Annotated in this window: 26 protein-coding genes and 1 pseudogene; 10 read left to right on the top strand and 17 right to left on the bottom strand. The window is 68.5% G+C overall.

Annotated features, from left to right (window positions below):
- The first annotated feature begins 36 nt into the window (after positions 1 to 36).
- The 4 genes from H9L17_RS10055 to H9L17_RS10070 are packed head-to-tail and all read left to right on the top strand — an operon-like array spanning position 37 to position 3492.
- Complete coding sequence (locus tag H9L17_RS10055; RefSeq protein WP_187569328.1) at positions 37 to 537, top strand: nuclear transport factor 2 family protein; 501 nt, start codon at positions 37 to 39, stop codon at positions 535 to 537.
- An 8-nt stretch (positions 538 to 545) separates the two neighbouring features.
- On the top strand, positions 546 to 1640 hold the full coding sequence (locus H9L17_RS10060; RefSeq protein WP_223158044.1) for a sensor histidine kinase: 1095 nt from the start codon (positions 546 to 548) through the stop codon (positions 1638 to 1640).
- Positions 1637 to 2386, top strand: a complete 750-nt coding sequence (locus tag H9L17_RS10065) for a LytR/AlgR family response regulator transcription factor (protein WP_187569329.1) — start codon at positions 1637 to 1639, stop codon at positions 2384 to 2386. Before H9L17_RS10060 ends, H9L17_RS10065 begins: the two co-directional genes overlap by 4 nt.
- Positions 2383 to 3492, top strand: coding sequence for an acyltransferase family protein (locus H9L17_RS10070; RefSeq protein WP_187569330.1), 1110 nt, complete (start codon positions 2383 to 2385; stop codon positions 3490 to 3492). The genes H9L17_RS10065 and H9L17_RS10070 overlap by 4 nt, the downstream gene beginning before the upstream one ends.
- Positions 3493 to 3583: 91 nt before the next feature.
- Here the strand turns inward: H9L17_RS10070 and H9L17_RS10075 are convergent, their stop codons facing one another.
- The 6 genes from H9L17_RS10075 to H9L17_RS10100 all read right to left on the bottom strand — a co-directional run bounded on the left by H9L17_RS10075 (position 3584) and on the right by H9L17_RS10100 (position 8354).
- Positions 3584 to 4147 (bottom strand): DUF4339 domain-containing protein, encoded by a 564-nt coding sequence (locus tag H9L17_RS10075; RefSeq protein ID WP_187569331.1) that lies wholly within the window; start codon positions 4145 to 4147, stop codon positions 3584 to 3586.
- 281 nt (positions 4148 to 4428) lie between these two features.
- A complete protein-coding gene (locus H9L17_RS10080; RefSeq protein WP_187569332.1) occupies positions 4429 to 4683 on the bottom strand; it encodes a hypothetical protein in 255 nt (84 codons plus the stop codon).
- Between the two features lie 146 nt (positions 4684 to 4829).
- Entirely contained in the window at positions 4830 to 6092 is a 1263-nt protein-coding gene (locus H9L17_RS10085; RefSeq protein WP_187569333.1) for a hypothetical protein, read from the bottom strand.
- Between the two features lie 212 nt (positions 6093 to 6304).
- Positions 6305 to 6505 carry a GTPase gene (locus tag H9L17_RS10090; RefSeq protein ID WP_187569334.1) on the bottom strand — a complete coding sequence of 67 codons (201 nt, stop codon included), beginning with the start codon at positions 6503 to 6505 and terminating at the stop codon, positions 6305 to 6307.
- A gap of 72 nt (positions 6506 to 6577) precedes the next feature.
- A complete protein-coding gene (locus tag H9L17_RS10095; RefSeq protein ID WP_187569335.1) occupies positions 6578 to 7333 on the bottom strand; it encodes a YaaW family protein in 756 nt (251 codons plus the stop codon).
- A gap of 1 nt (position 7334) precedes the next feature.
- Positions 7335 to 8354 carry a helix-turn-helix transcriptional regulator gene (locus H9L17_RS10100; protein ID WP_187569336.1) on the bottom strand — a complete coding sequence of 340 codons (1020 nt, stop codon included), beginning with the start codon at positions 8352 to 8354 and terminating at the stop codon, positions 7335 to 7337.
- A 279-nt stretch (positions 8355 to 8633) separates the two neighbouring features.
- On the opposite strand from H9L17_RS10100, the gene H9L17_RS10105 reads away from it, so the two are divergent.
- Positions 8634 to 9032 carry a helix-turn-helix domain-containing protein gene (locus H9L17_RS10105; protein ID WP_187569337.1) on the top strand — a complete coding sequence of 133 codons (399 nt, stop codon included), beginning with the start codon at positions 8634 to 8636 and terminating at the stop codon, positions 9030 to 9032.
- Between the two features lie 21 nt (positions 9033 to 9053).
- Here H9L17_RS10105 and H9L17_RS10110 read toward each other — a convergent pair whose 3' ends face one another.
- On the bottom strand, positions 9054 to 9686 hold the full coding sequence (locus H9L17_RS10110) for an ATPase (RefSeq protein ID WP_187569338.1): 633 nt from the start codon (positions 9684 to 9686) through the stop codon (positions 9054 to 9056).
- 1 nt (position 9687) lies between these two features.
- The gene (locus H9L17_RS10115; protein WP_187569339.1) at positions 9688 to 10044 is read right to left on the bottom strand and encodes a type II toxin-antitoxin system prevent-host-death family antitoxin; all 357 of its coding nucleotides are present in this window, start codon (positions 10042 to 10044) and stop codon (positions 9688 to 9690) included.
- Between the two features lie 247 nt (positions 10045 to 10291).
- Here H9L17_RS10115 and H9L17_RS10120 point away from each other — a divergent pair, with 247 nt between their 5' ends.
- Both H9L17_RS10120 and H9L17_RS10125 read left to right on the top strand, forming a co-directional pair.
- Positions 10292 to 11464, top strand: coding sequence for a diguanylate cyclase domain-containing protein (locus H9L17_RS10120; protein ID WP_187569340.1), 1173 nt, complete (start codon positions 10292 to 10294; stop codon positions 11462 to 11464).
- Positions 11465 to 11593: 129 nt separating this feature from the next.
- On the top strand, positions 11594 to 12754 hold the full coding sequence (locus H9L17_RS10125) for a GGDEF domain-containing protein (RefSeq protein WP_187569341.1): 1161 nt from the start codon (positions 11594 to 11596) through the stop codon (positions 12752 to 12754).
- Here H9L17_RS10125 and H9L17_RS10130 read toward each other — a convergent pair.
- The 8 genes from H9L17_RS10130 to radC all read right to left on the bottom strand — a co-directional run bounded on the left by H9L17_RS10130 (position 12751) and on the right by radC (position 18236).
- Positions 12751 to 13509 (bottom strand): SDR family NAD(P)-dependent oxidoreductase, encoded by a 759-nt coding sequence (locus tag H9L17_RS10130; protein WP_187569342.1) that lies wholly within the window; start codon positions 13507 to 13509, stop codon positions 12751 to 12753. The genes H9L17_RS10125 and H9L17_RS10130 overlap by 4 nt on opposite strands.
- 55 nt (positions 13510 to 13564) lie before the next feature.
- Positions 13565 to 13936 (bottom strand): hypothetical protein, encoded by a 372-nt coding sequence (locus H9L17_RS10135; RefSeq protein WP_187569343.1) that lies wholly within the window; start codon positions 13934 to 13936, stop codon positions 13565 to 13567.
- Positions 13937 to 13979: 43 nt separating this feature from the next.
- Positions 13980 to 14402, bottom strand: a complete 423-nt coding sequence (locus H9L17_RS10140) for a carboxylesterase family protein (RefSeq protein WP_187569344.1) — start codon at positions 14400 to 14402, stop codon at positions 13980 to 13982.
- A 21-nt stretch (positions 14403 to 14423) separates the two neighbouring features.
- Positions 14424 to 14807, bottom strand: a complete 384-nt coding sequence (locus H9L17_RS10145) for a hypothetical protein (protein WP_187569345.1) — start codon at positions 14805 to 14807, stop codon at positions 14424 to 14426.
- 3 nt (positions 14808 to 14810) lie between these two features.
- On the bottom strand, positions 14811 to 15578 hold the full coding sequence (locus tag H9L17_RS10150; RefSeq protein ID WP_187569346.1) for an SPOR domain-containing protein: 768 nt from the start codon (positions 15576 to 15578) through the stop codon (positions 14811 to 14813).
- Positions 15578 to 17281 carry an arginine--tRNA ligase gene (gene argS, locus H9L17_RS10155; protein WP_187569347.1) on the bottom strand — a complete coding sequence of 568 codons (1704 nt, stop codon included), beginning with the start codon at positions 17279 to 17281 and terminating at the stop codon, positions 15578 to 15580. The genes H9L17_RS10150 and argS overlap by 1 nt, the downstream gene beginning before the upstream one ends.
- A gap of 69 nt (positions 17282 to 17350) precedes the next feature.
- A complete protein-coding gene (locus H9L17_RS10160; protein WP_187569348.1) occupies positions 17351 to 17497 on the bottom strand; it encodes a hypothetical protein in 147 nt (48 codons plus the stop codon).
- Positions 17498 to 17561: 64 nt separating this feature from the next.
- Positions 17562 to 18236 carry a RadC family protein gene (gene radC, locus H9L17_RS10165; protein WP_187569349.1) on the bottom strand — a complete coding sequence of 225 codons (675 nt, stop codon included), beginning with the start codon at positions 18234 to 18236 and terminating at the stop codon, positions 17562 to 17564.
- A gap of 96 nt (positions 18237 to 18332) precedes the next feature.
- On the opposite strand from radC, the pseudogene coaBC reads away from it, so the two are divergent.
- From coaBC to H9L17_RS10180, 3 genes and pseudogenes are all read left to right on the top strand, one after another.
- Positions 18333 to 19561: pseudogene (coaBC, locus tag H9L17_RS10170) on the top strand (bifunctional phosphopantothenoylcysteine decarboxylase/phosphopantothenate--cysteine ligase CoaBC).
- Positions 19558 to 20019, top strand: a complete 462-nt coding sequence (dut, locus tag H9L17_RS10175) for a dUTP diphosphatase (RefSeq protein WP_187569350.1) — start codon at positions 19558 to 19560, stop codon at positions 20017 to 20019. The pseudogene coaBC and the gene dut overlap by 4 nt, the downstream one beginning before the upstream one ends.
- Before the next feature lie 85 nt (positions 20020 to 20104).
- A complete protein-coding gene (locus tag H9L17_RS10180; RefSeq protein WP_187571935.1) occupies positions 20105 to 22390 on the top strand; it encodes a phosphomannomutase/phosphoglucomutase in 2286 nt (761 codons plus the stop codon).
- A gap of 152 nt (positions 22391 to 22542) precedes the next feature.
- Here H9L17_RS10180 and H9L17_RS10185 read toward each other — a convergent pair whose 3' ends face one another.
- On the bottom strand, positions 22543 to 23247 hold the full coding sequence (locus H9L17_RS10185) for a hypothetical protein (protein ID WP_187569351.1): 705 nt from the start codon (positions 23245 to 23247) through the stop codon (positions 22543 to 22545).
- Positions 23248 to 23250: the final 3 nt, after the last annotated feature.

Raw genomic sequence — 23250 nt, forward strand, 5'->3', positions numbered from 1 at the left:
TCCAATCGGCATCCCACGACACGAGGAGGCAGGCGGATGGACGCACGACGCAAGGCGGGTTGGAGTTTCATGGCGGCGGCACTGCTGGCCTGCGCGCCGGCGTTCGCGCGCACGCCGAACGACGCCGCGGCCGAAGCGCAGCTGCGCGAGGTGATCCGCCGCTTCGACGCCGCCATCGTCGCCGGCGACGGCGCGACCTTGCGCAGCCTGTTCCTGCCGCAGCCCAGCGCCTGGGCGTCGGTGCTCGGCGAGGCCGAGTACGCCCGCCTGAAAGCGCGCCGTCCGGAAGCGCAGAGGGTCCGCCCGGATACCTACGAGAATTTCGCGAAGATGGTGGAAACGGCGAAGCTGCCGCAGCGCGAGCGTTTCACCGACATCGACATCCGCACCGACGGCGCGATGGCCAGCGTGAGCTTCGACTACGTGTACGAGGAAGACGGCGTGGCGCAGAACCGCGGCATCGAAAGCTGGCAGCTGGTCAAGGCCGACGACGGCTGGAAGATCGTGTCGATGCTGTATTCCGTGCACCGGCCCTGATGCCGTCGATGACGCAGGAGGCGCCGCCGCCGGCCGCCGCGCAGCCGCCGTTCTGGCTGGCGCTGCTGGCCGGGTTGCCTGCCATCGCCTCGCTGGCGCTGATGGTGATCCCGGATCTCGGGCACGGCCACGCGGCCGTGTTCAAGAGCCTGTACCTGGGGCTGTGCCTGCTGTGGAGCTTGCCGCTGGCGGCGCTGCAGCGCGCGCTGTGGCGGCGCGGCCTGGCGTGGTGGCGGCTGCTGGGGATCGTGTTCGCCGCGACCTATGCGATGGCGGTGGCCAACAACCTGGCCGGCCAGTTGCTGGCCATCGCGATGGGCTGGAAGCGCGATGCCACGGTGCAGTGGGCGTCGCTGCTGGGCGGGCTGGAATCCTGCTGGCTGGCGCTGCTGGCCGCCGGCGCGGCGCACGCGGTGCTGGCCTATGCCTACCGGCTGCGCCGCGAACAGGCGCAGCACCTGGCGGCGCGCGCGGCGATGCGCGACGCCGAGCTGCGCGCGCTGCGCTACCAGTTGCAGCCGCATTTCCTGTTCAACACGCTCAACGCGGTGTCGGCGCTGGTGGCGGAGCGGCGCAACGCCGAGGCGCAGGCGATGATCGCGCGGCTGGGCGATTTCCTGCGCGGCACCTTGGCCGCGCCGCAGGCGCACGAGGTGCCGCTGGGCGAGGAGATCGCCGCCGCCGAGGACTATCTGGACATCGAGCGCGCGCGGCTCGGCGACCGCCTGCGGCTGCGCTGGCAGGTCGGGCCGGAGGTGCTGCGGGCGCTGGTGCCGCGGCTGCTGCTGCAACCGCTGATCGAGAACGCGATCCGCCACGGCATCGCCCCCGGCGCGGGCGCGGGACGGTTGGAGATCGCCGCGACGCGCGACGGCGAGCGCCTGCGGTTGCAGGTCGGCAACGATGTGGCCGGGGGACAGGCAGAGCGCGATGCCGGCGACGGCGAGCGGATCGGCCTGCGCAATTTGCGCGAGCGCTTGCAGGCGCTGTATCCGGACGATCACGCGTTCTCGGCGGATGCGGACGGCAGCGAGTTCCGGGTCGCGCTGGACTTGCCATGGCGCGAATCCGGCGGCCATCGCACGTCAGAGGCGGCGCCATGATCCGCATCGCCATCCTCGACGACGAACCGCTGGCGCGGGCCGGCGTGCGCGCGCGATTGCAGGCGCATGCGGACGTGCGTGTGTTGGCCGAATATGCCGATGGACAGGGCGCGCTCGACGGCCTGCGCGCCGCGCCCGTCGACCTGGCCTTCGTCGATGTGCGCATGCCCGGCCTGTCCGGCCTGGAGGTGCTGGCGCTGCTGCCGCCGGCGCAGCGGCCGCTGTCGATCCTGCTGACCGCGCACGACGGCTTCGCGGTGCGCGCGTTCGAGCTGCGCGCCATCGACTACCTGCTGAAGCCGATCGACGATGCGCGTTTCGTGGAAGCGCTCGACCGCGCCCGCGAGCTGCTGGCGCTGCGCGCCGGCGTCGCGCCCGCGCAGGGCACCGGATCGGCCGGCGACGGCCGCATCGAAATCCGCATCGGCAACCGGATCCGCTATGTCGATCCGGAGCGGATCGACTGGATCGAGGCCGACGGCGACTACGCCCGCCTGCACGTCGGCGCGCGTTCGCACCTGCTGCGCGAACCGCTGCACCGGCTGGCGGAGCGCCTCGACCCGCAGGTTTTCCTGCGCGTGCACCGCTCGGCGATGGTGCGCGTGGCGATGATCGACGAACTGCAGCCGCTGGCGAACCGCGACGCACTGCTGCGCCTGCGCAACGGCACGCCGGTGCGCGCCAGCCGCACCTACATGGAAGCCCTGCTGGCGCGCCTGCGCCGCGCGGGTACGGGAACCGAATGAACGCAACGAACGCCATCGCCCGCCGGCTGCCCGGCCTCGACCTGCTGCGCGCCATCGCGGTGCTGTGGACGATGCAGTTCCACGGCTTCATCGTCGGCGGGCTGGGCGCGGACTGGAAATGGCTGGAGCGCTACGGATGGATGGGCGTGGATCTGTTCTTCGTGCTCAGCGGCTACCTGATCGGCGGGCAGTTGCTGCGGCTGCTGGCGAACGGGGCGAGGCCGTCGCTGCGCGACTTCTACCTCAAGCGCGCGTTCCGCATCCTGCCGGCGTTCTGGGCGGTGCTGGCGGTCTATCTGCTGTGGCCGGGCTTCCGCGAGGCGCCGGGGATGGAGCCGTGGTGGAAGTTCGCGCTGTTCATCGTCAACCTCGATATCGACTACGCCGCCAACGCCGCGTTCTCGCATGCGTGGTCGCTGTGCGTGGAAGAGCATTTCTATCTGCTGTTCCCGGCGCTCGCGCTGCTGCTGGCGCGCAAACCATCGCCGGCGAAGTTCTGGACGGTCTGCCTCGCCGTGCTGCTGGGCGGCATCGCGCTGCGCAGCGGCATCTGGCTGCACGACGATGCCGCGCAGCCGCAGCGCGCGTGGTTCGTCGAGGATCTTTACTACCCGACCTGGAACCGCCTCGACGGCCTGCTGTTGGGCGTGATGCTGGCGGCATGGCAGGCCTATCGGCCGGCATCGTGGGCGCGCGCCGCGAGGCACGCCAACCTGTTCGCGCTGGCCGGCGTGGCGGTGCTGGCGCTGGCGTTCTGGCTGTTCCGCGACCGCGTCGGCCTGCTGGGCAACGGCATCGGCTGGCCGGTGCTGTCGCTGGCGCTGGCCCTGCTGGTGTTCGCCGGCGCGCAGCCGCACGGTGCGCTCGGCGCGCGTGCCGTGCCGGGCGCCGCATGGGTGGCGGCGATTTCGTACAGCCTCTACCTCGTGCACAAGCCCATCTACGGCGTGGTGCAGGCGCACTGGGGCGACGTGCTGGAAGGACGCGGCATCGTCGCGTGGCTGGCCTACGGCGCGGCGTCGTTCGCCGTCGCAGCGCTGCTGCATTACGCGGTGGAGCGGCCATTACTGCGGGGGCGTCGTCGCTGGATACCGGGTTCCGCGTAATTCATTTCCATGGACGACGGTGCATGGATTTGGCTCGCGCCGCTGCACAAGGGCTACGGCCCCCTTGTGCGCGACGTAGTTGCGGAACGCCTCAGGCCAGCAGCACCAAGGCGAAACAGACAATCCAGATGATGAAATACGCAAGGTTTTGCTTCGTGGCCTTTGCCCGCTGATAGAGGTACACGGGAACGAGCCACACCCAGCCCTTGAATTTCCTCGTATCGTGCCCGGCGTCCTTGAGGCGCTTTTCGTCGAATACGGAGAGGGCAATATTGAGCGCCAAGGTGACGAACCAGTATTTGCCATTGTCCATGTCCGCTTGGGCCGCATATTCATTGCCGCCGTGCGCCATGCCAGCGATTATCCACTCCAGGAAGTAACCGATGAGTGGGGCAAAAGCGAGAACCCACGCGACGGTGTTGTTGATGTGTTCGCCGGACAAGGGCGGTGGCGCGCTGCTGTTGTCGAGGTGTGCGCGCAGCTCCGTGTTTTCGATTTTCAGCCACTCGGGAAATCCCTGCGTCCAGACGGGCGTTCCGCGTGGGATCCCGGACGAGCCGATCAGCCGGATCATCTCGTCCTCGGGGATGGGCCCCTTCTTCTGGCCGTTCTCCTCGTAGAACCAATGAGTGGTTGTTGCTTGTGTTTCGGTCATGGGCCCTCCTGTGGGCGTTGGATGGAATTGCCATTGGCATGGAGCGACGGGCGCGCCCGCCGTTTCAGCCGTGCCTGCGGAACATTCCGTCTATCCGGGCCATCGCGACTTCCCACGGCCAGGCATGGCGGCTTTTCACATCGCCGCCACAGCGCGGGCAGTGCGGGAAATGGTCATGGCGCGTGAGCCGGACACAACCGACCGAATGCGGAGTGGTTTTCTTCCAGCGGCAGGCACGGCAGGAGAAGGTGAGTGGGGAAAACGGCCTCATGTGCGAGGCCTCACTCATCCACTAGATGCGGATGCAATTTGTCCAGATACGTGGCCAGCCCCAGCAGGGCAAAGCCGTACAACACCACGCCGCCGATCACCTTGAACATGTCTGTCTCCCGAATCGCCGCTTCCGGAGTGGAAGCGGCATGGAAACGATGTTGAAGGTGGGGTGCGACAGATCGCGTCGTGTCGAGAAAGAGCTCGCCTCGCATCGCCGCAGCCGATATCCCGATGTATCTTCCTTCGCCTTCGGGATTCGACATGGAGCGCACACGACCCGCGCCAGCCTCAGACAGCGCCTGACAAGAACACCAAATCGCTGCGCTACTCAAATAGGGGGCATCGGTCTTCAGGATGATGCGAGGAAGGCCGCGAATTGCATGATGCGCATGGGGCTTTGCGCTGCGGATCAATGGTGGAGATAGATGGCGGCAGGAACGCCGTCTTTTGCTTCAATGATGAGGCGGCTGGTGGTGAGGCGATCGGCGTGGATGGCTTCGATTCTCTTGATCGTGTCGTTGTTGCGTCTGATGCTGCTTTGCAGTTTTTTCATTCTCAAGCCGTTTTCATGCTTTATTTCCGAGCGCCGCTCATGGATGGTGTTGTCGGTAGTGAATGATCCATCGATGAGGTCGCAGTCGTGCTTGGCGGACTTCTCGAGATGCTCCTTGATGCGTGAGGTTTCTCTGATCCCCTCCTTGATTTGCTCGAGACGAGGCATGATCATTTTGCTGCTGTCCGGGTAAATCGAGCACAAGTACCAATTTGCCAGTCTTGTCTCGTTGCAAAGAGCCAATTCATCCGTGAGTGAGTTCAGGTGTCTGTGCTTTGCCAATGCGCTTCTGTATTCGCTTTCGCAGCCGAACATGTCGGGTTCAAGCTTTTTCTCCGCTTCACGCATGATCTGGGCGCGCAGCGTCAGTTCGACTCGATTGAGTTCAGTGTCAAAATCTTCCATTCTGGCGCGCGTGCGCTCAAGGAATTCGCCGTCGTCGATAGCGTTTTTGGCGATGTTCAGATAGTCGATTACGCTCTGGATGATGGCGGTTCTGGCCTCTTCGAGTGTGCTCTGGATCCCGTCGACCTGGGATTCAATGCGCTTGAGGGTTGCACTGATGTCGGCCAGATGCTTCTGGGCCACAACAACTGAAGCTATTTGCCAGATGGCCGCAGCGTTTGCGGCATTCTGCAAATTGCTTGGTACGTGAAGGCGAGCATGCTCGAATCCCTTGGCTGCTTTGGCGATGGCGCGATAGCCGTTGCCATCGCTTGCCGCCAGCATTTCGCCATTGATCACCACTTCCATCAACTTGCGGCTGTTTGCCATGATGGCCGTGCTTGTTGCCGGAACGGCTTGCAGCAATGGTTCGATCATGCTTTTCAACGTGTCTGGAATGGATTGCAGCGGCAATTTCGTCATGCTGGAAAGTTGCCGATTGGCGGCTTCCACATTATCCAGAAGGGCCATCGCCATCACGTCCTGTTCGCCACTTCTGACCACCAACGAAGCCGGCAGAACCATACAGAGAGGATTATCCGCCAAAGTGGAATCCTCTGGTTGCGGTGTATTGCCATCGGCGCGGCTGGTCGGGCGCTGGTTGCGGTGTTTGATCCAGAGTGTGGCCGATACGATGATCAATGCCAGAAATGCTCCTGTTGCCCCGAATATCACTTTTCGTCTCCTTGTTCCATCCAGGGAAACCTTCGGTCATGCCGAGGATTCCGGGGTTCGGCTTTAGCGATGACTGTTTGAATCCGCTTCCGACGAAAACCGTCGTGATTGATCCTAAAACCAGCCATTCGGCTTTTTCTTGAACAAGCCGCCAAGGAAGTCCCGTACGGCCTGCTTTGCGACTTTCATGGCGGCCGGGAGAATTTCTTCCTTCACGGCTTCCTTTGCCACCGGGTGCAGGCTGCGACATCGCTGATCGTCGCCTTTTCCCTTCCGAATAGAGCATTGCAAAGACTGGATTTGCCGATGCCGGAGTCTCCGAACACGCCAACCTTGGGTGTGTATGTTCGGATCGAATTGATCTTCTTCTTTATCTCGCGAAGCAGTTGGTCGTGATCGTAAGGGGGTTCCATTCCATTTCTCCGTGGGCATGGTTTCTCTGGCAGCAGACTTTGCGCTTCCCTGGCGCCATTGCCGATGCGTAATCAGGTGAAGGAGGCTTCTTCGGCTTGCTGCCCGTACATGTGTTGCTGGCGCAGTGCGGCCACCTGGATGACTGCGGGAATCGTCACTCTGTAGGCAGTGCCTGCGATGTCGATGGCTGTCCACAGGCCGGTGATTGCCCAGCCGATGGGGCCAGTAAGGACAGCCACGGCGCGGGTAAGCGCGGCGTTTCCTGCAAGCGTGAGTCCGCGGCCGAGGATGGCCTTAAGGACGGCATTGACAACAATCAATGTGAGTTGATAGGACTTGAAACCGCCTGCCCGGAAGATTGCCTGGAAGAGTCCGGTCATGGCCTCCGGCGTCATTTTCGAGGTGTTCTTGACGCCGGTGGCAATGGCCAGCTCTTTCAATTGTTCCGGCGTCATCTTTTCGATGGCGTCGGAGAGAATCTTCATCAGCATATTGTTTTCGATCGTCTCGACGGAGGCGTCCTTGTTGTAATTAACTTTCATTTTGTCGCATGCGTCCATCAGGACTTCCTTGTAGGGGACGCCCTTTCCGCCCCGGAGCGCGGTTGCGAACGTGTTGGCACCGAAGCACTGGATTTCGGCGGCGATGAGTTGCCAGTATTGGTGGTGATCCGGGCTGTATTTCTTGTACGTATCGGAAACGGTTAGCTCTTCGGTAAATCGAACGGCTCCATCCTTGTCGTGCGTGAGGATGTAAACCAAATCATCGAGGTCTCCGGATTCGACTTCGCCGAGAAACGCAAGATCGCTGTCGTGCCTGTATGCCATTTTAAACGCTCCTGTAGAGATGCAGCACTGAAGTTGCGCGCCGGCTGATGTCCGCAGCCCAGCGTGTCGGGTGATGAAGATGGATGTTCTCCCCCAGCCCAAACACCCACCACAACGTCTCCTGGTCATCCGCCACACTGGCCCGCAGTCGCAGCCAATCGGTATCCGGCAGCGGCTCCAGTGTCTGGTCTTCGCTGAGCGGCGTTTCCCGCAATATCCATGCGGTATCGGGATGCACATCCGCCACCAATTCCACCGTCCCCGTGCCTTGCCTCGGCGTGAAGGCGGCGGTGGGCAGGTAGGCGTCCATGTCGAAGTCGTCGCTGCGGGCCTCGGCTTCCAGCACTTCGGCGCGCTGGATGCGGTGCAGGGCGAAGTGGCGGTTGTCGGTGTAGTCGCCGACGCTGGCGATCAGGTAGGTGGCGGGGCCGCGCGAGGCCAGTCCTTTGGGGTGCAGGGTCATGGCCTTGATCTCGCCTTTGACCCGGCTGAGGTAGTCCACCTGTAGCTGGCGCTGTTCCAGCAGCGCGTTGGCGACCTGTTCCCATACGTTCCTGTCCACACTGGCCGGCAGCAGCGCCTTGCCGTTGGGCAGGGCGCGGACGCGCTGGGCCCAGCGGGCCAGGGTGTTATGCCCCAGCGCCTGCAGGTGGTGGCGGGCGTCGGCGAACTGCGGTTCCAGCAGATCCAGCACGCCGGGCGGCAGCAGGTGGCGCAGGTGGCTTTCGGCCAGGTGCATCGCCAGAGCGCTGGCGGTGTCGATGGCGGGCAGGTTGATCTGCGCCTGGCTGTCGAAGCTCCAGCGCAGGCTCTGCCCGTGTTCGTTGCAGATCAGCGGGAAGCGCAGGCTGAGTTTCTCGCCCAAGTCGCGTTGCAGGGTGCGGACGGTGACGTTGAAGCCGCGATCTTTCAGCGCCGCGCGCAGTTCCTGCACGGAGGCGCTTTTGGGGTAGCGCGGGATCAGGCCCAGCAGGACCAGGTTGCGCAGCAGGGGATCCTTGGGATCGGTGGCGTGGTTCATGCGGCGATGCTGGGCAGCAAGCGCGACGGTTTTTGTCGCGATGGCGAGGCATCGTGCGGGCAAGGCGGATGATGGCGGGCGCGCCACTGGAACCGGGCGGCGTATGCCGTGGTGTTCGTCATTTGCGTATTTCCCCCTGCTTGCGAGGGTATGCGATGACGCGGTGATCCTGCATCCCCATTCCCTTTTGAGAACTGTACATGACAAGTACAGTCTGCCGCAGCGATGGAGGCTTGGCGATGATCCCGGTTCCGCAATCCCGCTTGCGCACTACTGCCAGTGTCCGATTCCCCGCCTCGCGCCGTATTCGCCGCGCGCCTGATCCAGGCGCGGCAATTGCGTGGGCTGAGCCAGCGTGCGTTGGGGGATCGCATGGGATTGGGTAAGGACACGGGTTCCACCCGCATCAATCGTTATGAGCAGCAGGCGTCCGCCATCAGTTTCGACAGCCTGATTGCGGTGGCGCAGGCGCTGGACGTGCCGCCGGCCTATTTGCTGGCGGACAGTCCGGAAATGGCGGATGCCATCCTGGCGTTGTCTGGAAGTCCGGCGCTGGCGCGGTTGGTGCAGGTACTGCGAGCCACGCCGGAACTGGCTGATGCGGCGCTGCGGTTGGCGGAGCTGCCGAACGAAGAGCGCGATAAGGCGTTGGCGGCATTGCGGGCACTGCCGCGTTGATCCATCCGCTGAGTCGACGGGTTACATCGACAGCGCGGTTTCCAGCACCGGTTTCGCCCAGTCTGGCATGTCCCGCAGCGCCTGCACGTCGCGCGGCCAGGCGATGCGGCCGCGCTCCATCTGCAGCAGCAGGCGCGGGTTGGGAACGGGCGTCCCGGGTTCGACGTCGCGGCTGTTGTCGTACACCTGCAGCTGCGCCAGATGCGGCAGCAGCGCGACCAGGTTGGCGATGGAAGCGACATAGCGCTCGCGGATCTTCGCTTCTGGAATGTCATGGCCGCCGCGGCTGACGCGCAGGCGCACGCGGGCGAGGTGGCGCTCCGGCGAATCCAGCCCGCAGAACCACATCAGCACGTCGTGGGTGGCGGACGCTTCGCGCAGGCGGGCGGCGATGGTGTGGCCGCCAAGCGTGGTCTCGAAGGCGTGGTCGGTGCCGTCGGCGATCGCCGCGTCCAGCCGTCGCAGTCCTTCCTGCCAGGCGGCCGCGTTGGCGTCCGGCAAGGGGCTGCCGGTGGCGTCGATCAGTTCCCGGGTGAAGGCGTCGGGATTGAACCAGTCCAGGCCGGCGCGTCGCAGCGCGGCGCCGCCGATGGAGCTTTTGCCCGCGCCGTTGACGCCGGCCAGCACGTACAGGATCGGGCGCTCCGCCGGCACCTCAGTGACCTTCGCCGGCGATCACCTTGCCTTCGATGTCCAGCGGGTTGCGCAGGAGGCCGCGCAGCTTCTCCCGCGCCTCCGGTGCTCGCAGGGACGCCAGGCGTTCGTCGTACCTGCGGCGCAGCGCGTCCAGCGCGGCTTCGTCGCGGCTGGCCGCTTCGCGCAGCAGCTCGAGGATGGCCGCGTAGTCCTCGGCCGGCAGGATCACCGCCTCCGGCTGGTTATGGTTGGTGACGACGATCCGGCCGCTGCGGGCGACGGCCTTCATCACCCCGCGCCAGCCCAGCTTCTTCACGTCCGAGGCGGGCGTGCGGGGCAGGGCGTCCAGCGGCTTGAGCGCGAGGGCGGCGGGCATGGTGGCGTCTCCGGACGAGGTGTGAGGCCAATATACCCTTTTTCCCCATTTTTGCCTGAACATCGCCGGCATGCCGCCAGCCCTTGCGCTCCGGCCGGAACCGGCCGGAAGATGGGGCGGCTGTCCGGTTATCGCTGCGATCGGGATCACGGTTTCACGCGATGACGGCAGGCGGGCGCCAGGGGGGACGCCCGGAACGGGGCAGGGAGGCGGCGGGGAGACGGATAGCTCCGGGGGGGGGGAGCCTATGCCGCAGGACATCATCCATACCATCGGCTCGACGATTTATTTCGTCTTCTTCCTGCTGTTCCTGTGGGCGCGCGGCGTGCCGCGGACCAACCCCGGCGCCGGCTGGTGGGCGGTGGCGATGGCGTTCGCTTTCGTCTCGCGGCTGGCGCTGATGCCGTTCCTGCCCGCGGTGCCCGCTGCCCCGATCGCGTCGGCGATCTACCTGGCGTTGAACGTCGTCGAGAAGTTCTGCCTGGTGGTCGGGCTGATCCGGTTCTTCGAGGTGGATTGGCCGCTGCGCCGGTTCCGCCTTGCGCTGGTCGCGGTCGAACTCTGGATCGCGCTGTGCTTCCTGCTGGAGGTATCGGGCCTGGTGCGCGGCATCGGCATCGCGCTGTTCAACTGCGGCTTCCTGGCCTGCGCCGCATGGATCGCCTTCGCCAATCGCGATCAGATCGACCGCCGCCTGATGCTCGCGCTGGCGGGATGCAGCGCGTTGCTGGTGCTGCATTGGGCGAGTGCCTACCCGATCATCGAGATGGAGCCGTCGTGGGGACGCAACGCGTTCCTGCTGGGCACGGGGCTGGTGATGGCGCAGTACTTCTGCCTGCTGGCGATCGTCCTCGCCAGCTTCCAGCAGCGCCTGCTGGAGGCCGAATCCAGGGCGCTGGACATGGCCTTCCAGGACCAGCTGACCGGGCTGAGCAACCAGCGCTACATGAGCGCGCTGTTCGAGAAGGCGCTGGTGCTGGCGAACCGGCCGCACCAGCTGGCGGCGGTGCTCTACATCGACATCGACAACTTCAAGCCGGTCAACGACCGCGGCGGCCACCGCGTCGGCGACGAGGTGCTGAAGGGCGTGGCGGCGCGGTTGCGGGACGCCACCCGCAGCACCGACATCTGCGCGCGCATCGGCGGCGACGAGTTCGCGGTCATCTGCACGCAGCTGGACCAGCCGGAGCAGGCCGGTGTCGTCGCGGAGAAGCTGCTGGAGGCGCTGGCCCGGCCGTTCGAGGTCGAGGGCCGGCGCTACGTGCTGGGCGCGAGCATCGGCATCAGCCTGTATCCACTGCACGGCGATTCGCTGCGCGTGCTGCTGGAACGCGCGGACCAGGCGATGTACCGGATCAAGAGCGGCGGCAAGAACGGCTACTGCGTGTGCGAAGCCGGTGCGGAGGCCGGCGCGGCGTAGGCGCGCGGCTTTGGCCGGCGCGGCGCTTCATGCGCGCCCGCGCCTGCCGATGACGCGGATGGAGGCGTGGAGAAGCCTCCGGTTGGAAGGCGGGACGCCGCGGGGAACACTGGCTGCTCGGGGGAGCGCATGCCGCACGAGATCGTCCACACCATCGGCTCGACGATTTACTTCGTCTTCTTCCTGCTGTTCCTGTGGGCGCGCCGCGTGCCGCGGACCAACCCGGGCGCCGGCTGGTGGGCGCTGGCGATGGCGTTCGCGCTGGCGTCGCGGCTGGCGTTCATCGCCGTGCTGCCCTACGCCGGCGCCGCCACCGCGATGACGGCCCATGCCGCGTTCACCGTGCTGGAAAAGATCGCCCTGGTGACGGGGCTGGCGACGTTCTTCGGGGTCGACCTGCCGCGGCGGCGGTTGCAGGCGGCGGTGGTGGCGGCCGAAGCCTGGCTGCTGGCCTGCCTGCTGCTGGGCGCGCCGGAGTGGGTGCGCGATCTGGGGGTGGTGGCGTACAACGCCGGCTTCCTCGCCTGTGCCGCGTGGATCGCGTATGCCCACGGCCGTGCGTTCGACCGGCGGCTGATGCTGGCCGTGTCGGCGGTCAGCGCGCTGCTGGTGCTGCACTGGCTGAGCGTGTTCGCCATCGCCTGGGAGCCGTCATGGCGGCGCAACGGCTTCCTGCTGGGGATGGCGCTGACGGTGGCGCAATACTTCTGCCTGCTGTCGGCGGTGTTCCGCAGCTTCCAGCAGCGGCTGCTGGAGGCGGAAGCGAAGGCGCTGGACATGGCGTTCCAGGACCCGCTGACCGGGCTGAGCAACCGCCGCTACATGGATTCGCTGTTCGACCAGGCGCTGCTGCTGGCCAACCGGCCGCACCAGTTCGCGGCGGTGTTCTACATCGACATCGACAACTTCAAGCCGATCAACGACCGCGACGGCCACCGCGTCGGCGACGCGGTGCTGAAGACGGTGGCGGCGCGGCTGCGGGCGACGACGCGCAGCACCGACATCTGCGCGCGCATCGGCGGCGACGAGTTCGCCGCCATCTGCACCCAGCTCGACCGGCCGGAGCAGGCGCACGACATCGCGCGCAAGCTCTTGGAGGCGCTGATGGAGCCGCTGGAGGTCGACGGCCGGCGCTACGCGCTCGGGGCGAGCATCGGCGCCAGCCTGTATCCGCTGCACGGCGATTCGCTGCCGGTCCTGCTGGAACACGCCGACCGCGCCATGTACGGGGTCAAGAGCGGCGGCAAGAACGGCTACCGCATGCACGCGCCGGAGCCGGCGACGGCCTAGCCGCGGAACACCTGGAAGCCGGCGAACGACTGCGAGGTCGGCATCAGTTCGATGCGGTTGACGTTGAGGTGCGGCGGCTGGCTGGCCACCCAGAAGATGGTGTCGGCGATGTCCTCGGCGGTCATCGGGTTGGCGCCGCCGTAGAGCTTGTCGGAAGCGGCCTGGTCGCCGTGCGTGCGTACCACGGTGAACTCGGTTTCGGCCATGCCCGGCTCGATCGCGGTGACGCGCACGCCGGTGCCGTGCAGGTCGGCGCGCAGCCCCAGCGAGAACTGGCTGACGAACGCCTTGGTGCCGCCGTAGGCATTCCCGCCGGTGTAGGGATAGGTGGCGGCGGTGGAGCTGATGTTGACGATCGCGCCCTTGCGCGCGATGAGCGTCGGCAGCAGGGCGTGGGTCAGCGTCACCAGCGCGGTGACGTTGGTGTCGATCATGGTCTTCCAGTCGGACAGCAGCGCGTCCTGCGCCGGCTTCGTCCCCTGCGCCAGGCCGGCGTTGTTGACCAGCAGGTCGATGCTCCGGAAGCGTTCCGGCAGCGCGTCCAGCGCGGCGCGCATCGCCGCCTCGTCGCGGATGTCGAAGCAGGCCGGGTGCAGCGCGTCGCCGAGTTCGGCGCGCAGCGCGTCGAGGCGGTCTGCGCGGCGGCCGGTGGCGACGACCTGCCAGCCGGCGTCGACGAACTTGCGCGCGGCGGCGCGGCCGAAGCCAGCGGTGGCGCCGGTGATGAGGGCGGTGCGGGGCGTGGAGGTTGTCATGCCGCCATTCTAGCGGCGCGGGCGCGGTGGCCCAGTTTGGGAGTCGTCGCGGGCGTCAGGCTTCGGGCTTCGCCGGCGGCTTGCGCCGCGCGGCGGGTTTCTTTCCTTCGGCCGGCGCATCCGCCGCGGCGGACGGCTTGCGGCTGCGCCCGGTGCCGGACTTGCCCGCGGTCTTCGCTTTGGTGGCGCGGTGCTTCTGCAGCATGTCCTCGGCCAGCAGCACGTCCTCGGACAGGATGCCGGCGGCCTTGGCGATGGCGATCCGCGCCTGCGCCTTGTTCTCGTCGGGATTGGCCAGCAGCAGCTCGCGGATCGCCTCGCGCAGCGCGGCGTCGGCGTTGCGCTTGAGGTTGGCCTTCTCGCCGCGCTGGAGCAGCGCCAGCAGCGCATCGACGACGGGTTTGATCAGGGCGGCTTCGATCGGCATCACGGGCATCCTCGCAGTGGAACGAGTATGCCGCGCGGGCATCTCAGGGACTGCGATGCTGCGCGAACAGCCAGTCGCGCCACCAATCGCCGGGGATGAGGTCGCCGGGCGGCGAATGCTCCAGGCCGGCATAGACCCGCAGGCGCGCCTGCCGGCCGCCGGCGGCGCGGATCGCGGCCACCAGCTCGCGGTCGGAGCCGATCGGGTTTTCGGTGTCGGCGTCGCCGTGCATCGCCAGCACCGGGATGCGGGCCAGCGCGGCGGCCTGCGTGCGGTCGGGCGCGACCGCGCTCATGAGCACGCCGGCGGCGAACAGGTCCGGCCTCGCCGACAGCGCCAGCCAGCCGGTCGAACCGCCCATGGAGAAGCCGCTGGCATAGATGCGATGGCGATCCACCGGTTCCCGCGAAGTGATCGCCTCGACAAGTTCGAGCGCGGCCCGCAACTGCGGCGTGGCGTGGGCCATGGTCGGCGTCGCCGGATCGTCTTAGTCGGCGCTGCGCGCGGCGAACTGCGGCACCAGCACGAAGGCCGGATGGCGGGCGCGTATGGCGGGGATCGCCCAGCTCCGCGCGGCCACGTCGCGCTCGATCTGCGCGCGGTTGTCGTCGCCGATCGCGCCGGAGTTGTGGAACTGCACCACCAGCGGGTAGCGCCGGCCCGGCTCCAGCGGGGCCGGCGCGAGCAGCCGGTACGGCAGCACGATGCCGTTGGACGCTTCGAACCGTCCGGCGGCGAACGCGTCCGCGCCGATGGCGGCGGCGGGGCTGCGGTCCAGCGGCGGCGTGTCGCGGACGGTCTCGATGCCGGGCGCGGACACACATCCGGCCAAGGCGATGCAGGCGCCGACGACGAAGGCGGCGAGGCGCATGGCCTAGTTGGTCTTGATCGCCATCGCCGGCAGCCCGCCGCCGGCCAGCTTGCCCTTGGCGTCGGCCAGTTCCGAGGCGCTGCCGTAGGGCCCCATGCGCACGCGATAGACGGTCTTGCCGTCGATCTGCGCCGACTCCACGCGGGCGCTGAGGCCGAGCATGGCGATCTTGGCCTTCACCGATTCCGCGTCGCCGGACGCGCCGAACGCGCCGGCTTGCAGGATGTAGCGGGTGTCGGACGCGGCCGTCTCCGGCTTGGACGCGGTGGCCGGCGCCTGCGCGGGCGCCGGTGCGGCACTTGCAGCGGCGGGCGTTTCGCCGAGCGGCGCGGGCAGCGCGGCGTCGCCGGCTGCGGTGGTGCCGGCGGCCGCCGCAGCCGCGGCGGTCTGCTTCGCCGCGCGCGCCTGCGCCTCGGCTTCGGCCTTGGCGCTGGCGGCCAGCTCGGCGTCGCTCATCGCGACCTCCTGGCCCGGCAGCAGGGTGTAGAAGTCGTACTGGGTCGGCTTGGGCTTGTCCGCCCCGGGCTTGGCGTCGCCTGCCGGAGCGGTGTCCGGCGCGATCGCTTCGCCCTCGTCGCTGACCGCGGCCGGCAGCGCGTCGGGATTCGGCTTGGGCCGGAAGAAGCCGTCGCCGCCGTCGGATTTGAGATAGCGCGGCACCAGCAGCACCGCCAGCAGGGTCAGCGCGATACCGATCACCAGCCAGGCCCAGCCGGGCAGGCCGTTGGACTGGTTGCGCTTGGCCTGCGATTTTCCGCGACGTGCCGCCATCACATGCTCTCCGGGGCGGACACGCCCAGCAGGTCGAGGCCGTTGGCCAGCACCTGACGCGTCGCCAGCGCCAGCGCCAGGCGCGCGTCGCGCAGGGCGGCGTCTTCCACCAGCACGGGCGAGGCGTGGTACCAGCCGTGGAAGGCGTTGGCGAGCTCGCGCAGGTATTGCGCGACGAGGTGCGGTTCCAGCGTCGCGCCGGCCGCTTCCACCACTTCGCCGTAGCGCGACAGCTCGCGCATCAGTTCCTGCGCTGGCGCGTCGTCCAGCAGGTGCAGAGAGGCCGCGCCGTTGGCGGCATCGAAGGCATAGCCCTTCTCGCCGGCCTGGCGCAGCAGGCTGCACACGCGGGCGTGCGCGTACTGCACGTAGAACACCGGATTGTCGTTCGACTGCGAGCGCGCCAGGTCGATGTCGAAAGTGAGCTGCGAATCCGGCTTGCGCGCGACCAGGAACCAGCGCGTCGCGTCGCGTCCGGCCTCGTCGATCAGGTCGCGCAGGGTCAGGTAGCTGCCGGCGCGCTTGGACAGCTTCACTTCCTCGCCGCCGCGCATCACCGTGACCATCTGGTGCAGCACGTAGTCCGGATAGCCGGCGGGAATGCCGCAGTCCAGCGCCTGCAGGCCGGCCTTCACGCGCGCCAGCGAGCCGTGGTGATCCGCGCCGAGTTCCGTCACCGCGCGCTCGTAGCCGCGCTGCCACTTGCTCAGGTGGTAGGCGACGTCCGGCAGGAAATAGGTGTAGGTGCCGTCGGACTTGCGCATCACGCGGTCCTTGTCGTCGCCGAAGTCGGTGGTGCGCAGCCACAGCGCGCCGCCTTCCTCGTAGGTGTGGCCCTTGGCGACCAGCGCGCGCACGGTTTCCTCGACCTTGCCGTCGGCGTACAGCGAGGACTCCAGGTAATAGGTGTCGAACGACACGCCGAACGCGGCCAGATCGGCGTTCTGCTCGCGGCGCAGGTAGGCGACGGCGAACTTGCGGATGGCGTCGAAGTCGTCGGCATCATTCTTGCCGGTGACGATATGGCCTTCGACTTCCACGCTGTCGCCGCGCAGATAGCTGGCGGCGACGTCGGCGATGTAGTCGCCGTTGTAGGCGTCCGCCGGCCATTCGGCGTCGCCCGGCTTGAAGCCCTTGGCGCGCGCCTGGGTCGAGCGAGCGAGGTTCTCGATCTGCACGCCCGCATCGTTGTAGTAGAACTCGCGCTTCACGTTCCAACCGTTGGCGGCCATGACCCGGGCGATGCAGTCGCCGATCACGCCGGCGCGGCCGTGGCCCACGTGCAGCGGGCCGGTCGGATTGGCGGAGACGTATTCCACGCCCACGGTCTTGCCGCCGCCGCTGGCGTTGCGGCCGAAGGCCTCGCCCGTCGCGTGGATGTCGCGCACCTGCTGCTGCCACGCCGCCGGGGTCAGGTGGAAATTGATGAAGCCGGGACCGGCGATGTCCACCTTGGCGATGGCGTCGGAAGCGGGCAGCGCCTCGACCAGCTGCTGCGCCAGCGCGCGCGGATTGGCCTTGGCCCCGCTCTTGCCTAGCTCGCGCGCCAGCAGCATCGCCGCATTGGTGGAGAAGTCACCGTGCGCGCGCTCCTTCGGCCGCTCGATCACGAACTCGGGCGAGGCAAGGTCGGCAGGCAGGGTGCCTGCAGTGCGCAGGACGGACAGGCCCTGTTCGATCAGGGCGCGGAGCTGGGTTTTCACGTGGCGTGGCGACGGCGGTTCAACGACCGGCCATTGTACGCGAGCCGCGCCGCGGCTCCGGGCGCGCGTTCAGTGCAGGAACAGCTTGACCACCGCCAGCGCCACACTGAACACGCCGGCCACCGCCACGAACGGATACCACTTCGCTTCCGCGTTGATCTTGGCGGTTTCGGCGATCAGCTTGGCGATCTCGGCTTCGATCTTCTGGGGCTGCATGGCGTCGTCCGAAGCGTGCATGTGCGTTCTCGCTTGATGGTAACAGTGGTGCATGCCATGGCGGTTAAAGCAGTCCGCGCCTTGCCATCGACGTCGGCGGTCCGTCGCCGACCACGAAATGATCCAGTAGCCGCACGTCCACCAGCGCCAGCGCCTGCTTGATTCGGAGGGTGACGGCGCGGTCGGCGGCGCTGGGCTCCGGGTTCCCGCTCGGGTGGTTGTGGCCGAGGATCGCCGCCGCCGCGCCGTGGGCCAGCGCGCGCTGCACCAGCACGCGCGGATGGATCTCGGCGCCATCGATGCCGCCGCGGAACAGTTCCTCGAAGCCCAGCGCACGGTGGCGGGTATCCAAGTACAGCACGGCGAAGACTTCGTGCGGCAGGCCGCGCAGGCGGCGGGTGAAATAGCGGCCGGCGGCTTCCGGATCGCCGAGCGCCTCGCCGCGCTCCAGCTGCGAGGCCAGATGGCGATGGCCCAGTTCCAGCGCCGCCGCCAGCAGGCAGGCGCGCGCCGGGCCGATGCCGTGCAGGCGGGTCAGCGCCTTCGGTTCGCGATCCAGCAGGGGACGCAGGCCGGATTGTTCGGCGAGCAGGTCGCGGGCGCCGGCCACCGCGTCGCGGCCGGCGGTGCCGGAGCCGAGGAACAGCGCCAGCAGTTCGGCGTCGGACAGGCTGCCGGCGCCGCGGGCCAGCAGCTTCTCGCGGGGACGTTCGGTTTCGGGCCAGTCGCGGATGTGCATGCGCTCATCGTGCGCGTGCGGTCGCGTCGCCGGCAGCGGAACCGGCCCCGGCATCGGGTAAGCTGCCTTTTTGTGAAGAGGTCGGGGAACGACCCGATGCAGTCTCCGAGTTTTCCCAATCCCGGCCATCGCGTGCTGCTGTGCGTCTGCGGCGGCATCGCCGCGTACAAGTCGGCGGAGCTGGTGCGCCGGCTGCGCGACGCAGGCGCTGAGGTGCAGGTGGCGATGACCGACGCCGCGCAGCGCTTCGTCGGCGCGCAGACCTTCCAGGCGCTGTCGCATCGCCCGGTGCGCACCTCGCTGTGGGACGCGCAGGCCGAAGCGGCCATGGGTCACCTGGAGCTGGCCGGCTGGGCGCAGTGGGTGGTGGTCGCGCCGGCCACCGCCAACACGCTGGCGAAGCTCGCCCACGGGATGGCCGACGACCTGGTCTCGACGCTGTGCCTGGCGACCGAAGCGCCGCTGCTGGTCGCGCCGGCGATGAACCATCGGATGTGGCGGCACCCGGCCACGCAGTCGAACATCGCGACGCTGCTGGCGCGCGGCGTGCGCATGGTCGGCCCGAACGACGGGCCGCTGGCCGAGGGCGAATCCGGCCCCGGGCGGATGGCCGAGCCGGCCGAAATCGTGGCCGCGCTGGGGGCGCTGGCATGAGCGCGTCGATGGCGGGCCTGCGCCTGGTGGTCAGCGCCGGGCCGACCTTCGAGGACATCGATCCGGTGCGTTTCCTCGGCAACCGCAGCAGCGGCAAGATGGGCTTCGCGATCGCCGCCGCGGCCGCGCAGCGCGGCGCCGAGGTGGTGCTGGTGGCCGGCCCGGTGCAACTGCCCACGCCTGCCGGCGTGCGGCGCGTGGACGTGCGCAGCGCGCAGCAGATGCACGACGCGGTGATGGCGGAGCTGCCCTGCGATGCCTACATCGGCGCCGCGGCGGTGGCCGACTTCACCCCGCGCGCGATCGCGCCGAGCAAGCTGAAGAAGCAGCCGGGGCAGGACACGCTGGTGTTGGAGCTGGTCAAGACCCGCGACGTGCTGGCCGACGTGGCCGTCCACGCGCGGCGGCCGCGTTTGGTGGTGGGATTCGCGGCGGAAACCGAGGACGTGGCCGGCTACGCGCGCGGCAAGCTGGAGCGCAAGCGGCTCGACCTGATCTGCGCCAACCGGGTGGGACTGCCGGGCAGCGGGTTCGAGAGCGACGACAACGCGCTGCTGGTCATCGACGCCGCCGGCGAGCGGGCGCTGGGCCCGGCGCCGAAGGCGGAGCTGGCGGTCGCGCTGCTGGACATCATCGGGGAGCGGTTGATGCGACAGGGGGAACGCGGTTGAGCGCGCACGCATTGCAGGTGAAGTTGCTGGACGCGCGCTTCGGCGGCGAGTGGCCGCTGCCGGCCTACGCCACCGAACACAGCGCGGGCATGGACCTGCGCGCCGCGCTGGACGCGCCGCTGGAGCTGCGGCCCGGCGCGGCCGAGCTGGTGCCGTCGGGGCTGGCGATCCACATCGGCGATCCCGGCCTGTGCGCGGTGATCCTGCCGCGCTCCGGGCTGGGCCACAAACACGGCATCGTGCTGGGCAACGGCACCGGCCTGATCGACGCCGACTACCAGGGGCCGCTGATGATCAGCGTGTGGAACCGCGGCGATGCGGCCTTCACCATCGCCCCGGGCGACCGCATCGCCCAGCTCGTCCTGCTGCCGGTGGTGCGCGCCGCGCTGCAGGTGGTGGATACTTTCGAGGAGAGCGCGCGTGGACAGGGTGGCTTCGGCCATACCGGCGTGCGCTGACAGGGGAACGCGAATGGCTTTGTTCGGATTGGGCAAGAAGGACGACGACGGCGCGGACGCGCAGGGCAGACCGCAGCTCGACCCCATGCAGGCGCTGCGCGCGCTGCCGTGGCTGGTGCTGCTGCTGGCCGCGCTGGGCGTGTGGTGCCTGGTCGCCGGCGGGCTGCGGCAGCGCGACGACAGCCGCCAGCACGCGCTGGAGTTCGCCCGCGACGACGTGGTGGTCGCGGTGCGGCGCACGCTCAACGAGCATCGCCAGAAGCTGGGCTCGCGGCTGGCGTCGAAGGAAGTCACCGCCGCGCTGGCCGCCGGCGACAGCGCCGCTGCGGCCACCGCGATCAAGCAGGGCTGGAGCGAGGCCGAACGCGCCGAGCTGTGGCCGGCCGACCTGGACGCGCTGTACGGCAAGCTGCCGCGCAGCGGCTTCGGCAGCCTGGCGGTGGCCGAGGACGCGTTGATCAGCGGCAAGATGGCCGCACGCGTGGTGCGCTCCGCCAAGGGGCCGCGGCTGGCGCTGGCGGTGCCGGTGAAGGCCGTGCCGGCGCAGGTGGCCTACGTGGAACTGCCGCTGACCCGCCTGCAGAACAGCGTGGAAAGTTCGGCGCTGCCGGGCGGCACCTACCTGGCGCTGCGGCAGGGCCAGCGCAGCGTGATCGAACGCGGCGACACTTCGCTGGACGACGGCGCCGAGGCTCTGGGCGCGAAGGTGCCGGACAGCGACCTGCGGGTGGCCGCCGCCGCGCCGGAAAGCGCGATGGCGCCGTTCGGGCTGGGCGGGCCGGGCGCGCTGGGATTGGGCGCGCTGCTGCTGGTGGCGGCGGGCGGGCTGTGGTTCCTGCTGCGGCCGCGCCTGCGGGCGATGGTCGGGATCGGCACGGTCGAAGCCGGCCCCACCTTGTCCGATCTGCAACAGGACCTGCCGGTGGCCGCGCCGGTGCCGCGCGTGAAGGCACGCGAACAGGATGCGGCGCGACCGGAGGCGAAGGTGCCGGTGGTGATCGACCACCGCATCTTCCGCGCCTACGACATCCGCGGCGTGATCGGAAAATCGCTGGATGCCGGCGTGGCCGAACTGATCGGCCAGGCCATCGGCTCGGTGATGGCCGCGCAGGGGCTGGATTCCATCGTGGTCGGCCGCGACGGCCGCCTGTCCGGCCCGGAGCTGGCGCAGGGGCTGATCGAGGGCCTGCGCAAGGCCGGCCGCAACGTCATCGACGTCGGCATGGTGCCCACCCCGGTGGTGTACTTCGGCTGCTACCACCTGCGCACCGGCTGCGGTGTGGCGATCACCGGCAGCCACAATCCACCCGACTACAACGGCTTCAAGATCGTGGTCGGCGGCGAAACGCTGTCGGGCGACGCGATCAAGGACCTGCACGCGCGCATCGCCGAGGACCGCCTGCTGGAAGCGGACGTGCGCGGCACCCTGGACGAGCGCGACATCGCCGAGGACTACGTGCAGCGCATCGCCGGCGACATCCAGATCGGCCAGCGCCTGAAGGTGGTGGTGGACGCCGGCAACGGCGTGGCCGGCGTGCTCGGCCCGCGCGTGCTGGAAGCCATCGGCGCCGACGTCACCCCGCTGTTCTGCGACATCGACGGCACTTTCCCCAACCACCATCCGGATCCCAGCGAGCCGCACAACCTCGACGCGCTGGTGCAGATGGTGCAGCGGCTGGACGCCGACCTCGGCATCGCCTTCGACGGCGACGGCGACCGCCTCGGCGTGGTCACCAAGTCGGGCAAGAACATCTTCCCCGACCGCCTGCTGATGCTGTTCGCCGCCGACGTGCTGGAGCGCAATCCCGGCGCGGTCATCGTCTACGACGTGAAGTGCACGGGCCGCCTGCCGGTGCAGATCCTGCGCCACGGCGGCAGCCCGCTGATGTGGAAGACCGGGCATTCGCTGATCAAGTCGAAGATGCGCGAGGTGGATGCCGCGCTGGCCGGCGAGATGAGCGGCCATTTCTTCTTCGCCGAGCGCTGGTTCGGCTTCGACGACGGCATCTACGCCGCCGCCCGCCTGCTGGAGATCCTGGACACCCGCGGCGAGGAGCCGGAGGCCGTGTTCGACGCGCTGCCGGACGGCGTGTCCACCGCGGAGATCAAGGTCGAGGCGCCGAACGAGGACCCGCACGGCTTCGTCGAACGCTTCCGCCTGGCCGCGACCTTCGACGGCGCACGCCTGACCACCATCGACGGCGTGCGCGTGGACTGGCCGGACGGCTGGGGACTGGTGCGCGCGTCCAACACCACGCCGGTGCTGGTGATGCGCTTCGACGCCGAGACCAGCGCCGCGATGGCGCGCATCCAGCAGGCCTTCCGCGACCACCTGCTGCGGCTGGAGCCGGGCCTCAGCCTGCCGTTCTGACGCGCGGATAGCGCCCGCCATCCCCGCGCAGCGCGGAATGGCGGGTGTTCGGCATCAGGCCGATGGCGGAAACGGGAAGGCGGCGCAGTCGCCGCGTGAAGCCGCCGTTGCGCGAAGGGCGGCAGTCGTCGGTTTGATTTCGAGCGTTGCGCTCAGCCCGCCGCGGGTTTCGCCGCCGACGGAGCGGGCGATGCGGCAGGCGTCTCGCCTCCGGTGGTCTTGCGCATGTCGCGGTAGCGCTGCACCGAAACGGCCAGCTCGCGCTCCAGCTCGGCGCGATCTTCTTCCTGCGCCAGCAGGATCTGCTTCTGGCGCAGCAGCTCGGCGTGCTGGCGCTGGATCGAATCGGTCAGGCGCTTGGTCACCGGCGCGTCCGCCAGCTCCACGTCGCCGGCCTGGCGCAGCAGCGAGAGCAGGCTGAGCCGCAGGTTGGCCACGCCCAGCCGGCTGGCCTTGAGGGTTTCGTCCAGCAGCGCGGTGCGCTCGCCGTAGGCGCGGCGCAGGTCGTCCTCGGTCATGTAGGACTCGATCATCGCCAGGTCGCGGCGCTTCTGCATCGCGTCGGCCTCGGCCTGGCGGCGGGCCTCCTCGGCGGCGATGGCGGCGGCGCTGCGCTCCTCGTCGGTCAGCGCGCGGTCCACGTGGCCGGTGGCCAGCCCGCTCTTGGCATTGAACTCGGTGCGCGCGCTGTCCACCGCCGACGCGGGCAGGGCGTCGCCGCAGACCCGGCGGCCGCCTTCGTCCCAGCAGTAGATCTTCTTCTGCGCCGGTGCGGCGGTCTGCGCGGCGGCAGTGCCCGCGCCGGCAAGTGCAAGTGCGGCGATCGCGGCGCTGAGGATGTGGCGATGGTGCGGCATGAC

Source organism: Thermomonas brevis (genome assembly GCF_014395425.1).
Classification (GTDB): domain Bacteria; phylum Pseudomonadota; class Gammaproteobacteria; order Xanthomonadales; family Xanthomonadaceae; genus Thermomonas; species Thermomonas brevis.

Coding starts and splice junctions, on each gene's coding strand:
- H9L17_RS10055 (WP_187569328.1), top strand. CDS start 37: ATGGACGCACGACGCAAGGCGGGTTGGAGTTTCATGGCGGCGGCACTG.
- H9L17_RS10060 (WP_223158044.1), top strand. CDS start 546: ATGACGCAGGAGGCGCCGCCGCCGGCCGCCGCGCAGCCGCCGTTCTGG.
- H9L17_RS10065 (WP_187569329.1), top strand. CDS start 1,637: ATGATCCGCATCGCCATCCTCGACGACGAACCGCTGGCGCGGGCCGGC.
- H9L17_RS10070 (WP_187569330.1), top strand. CDS start 2,383: ATGAACGCAACGAACGCCATCGCCCGCCGGCTGCCCGGCCTCGACCTG.
- H9L17_RS10075 (WP_187569331.1), bottom strand. CDS start 4,147: ATGACCGAAACACAAGCAACAACCACTCATTGGTTCTACGAGGAGAAC.
- H9L17_RS10080 (WP_187569332.1), bottom strand. CDS start 4,683: ATGTCGAATCCCGAAGGCGAAGGAAGATACATCGGGATATCGGCTGCG.
- H9L17_RS10090 (WP_187569334.1), bottom strand. CDS start 6,505: ATGGAACCCCCTTACGATCACGACCAACTGCTTCGCGAGATAAAGAAG.
- H9L17_RS10095 (WP_187569335.1), bottom strand. CDS start 7,333: ATGGCATACAGGCACGACAGCGATCTTGCGTTTCTCGGCGAAGTCGAA.
- H9L17_RS10100 (WP_187569336.1), bottom strand. CDS start 8,354: ATGAACCACGCCACCGATCCCAAGGATCCCCTGCTGCGCAACCTGGTC.
- H9L17_RS10115 (WP_187569339.1), bottom strand. CDS start 10,044: ATGCCCGCCGCCCTCGCGCTCAAGCCGCTGGACGCCCTGCCCCGCACG.
- H9L17_RS10120 (WP_187569340.1), top strand. CDS start 10,292: ATGCCGCAGGACATCATCCATACCATCGGCTCGACGATTTATTTCGTC.
- H9L17_RS10125 (WP_187569341.1), top strand. CDS start 11,594: ATGCCGCACGAGATCGTCCACACCATCGGCTCGACGATTTACTTCGTC.
- H9L17_RS10130 (WP_187569342.1), bottom strand. CDS start 13,509: ATGACAACCTCCACGCCCCGCACCGCCCTCATCACCGGCGCCACCGCT.
- H9L17_RS10135 (WP_187569343.1), bottom strand. CDS start 13,936: ATGCCGATCGAAGCCGCCCTGATCAAACCCGTCGTCGATGCGCTGCTG.
- H9L17_RS10140 (WP_187569344.1), bottom strand. CDS start 14,402: ATGGCCCACGCCACGCCGCAGTTGCGGGCCGCGCTCGAACTTGTCGAG.
- H9L17_RS10145 (WP_187569345.1), bottom strand. CDS start 14,807: ATGCGCCTCGCCGCCTTCGTCGTCGGCGCCTGCATCGCCTTGGCCGGA.
- H9L17_RS10150 (WP_187569346.1), bottom strand. CDS start 15,578: ATGGCGGCACGTCGCGGAAAATCGCAGGCCAAGCGCAACCAGTCCAAC.
- H9L17_RS10160 (WP_187569348.1), bottom strand. CDS start 17,497: ATGCAGCCCCAGAAGATCGAAGCCGAGATCGCCAAGCTGATCGCCGAA.
- radC (WP_187569349.1), bottom strand. CDS start 18,236: ATGCACATCCGCGACTGGCCCGAAACCGAACGTCCCCGCGAGAAGCTG.
- H9L17_RS10180 (WP_187571935.1), top strand. CDS start 20,105: ATGCAGGCGCTGCGCGCGCTGCCGTGGCTGGTGCTGCTGCTGGCCGCG.
- H9L17_RS10185 (WP_187569351.1), bottom strand. CDS start 23,247: ATGCCGCACCATCGCCACATCCTCAGCGCCGCGATCGCCGCACTTGCA.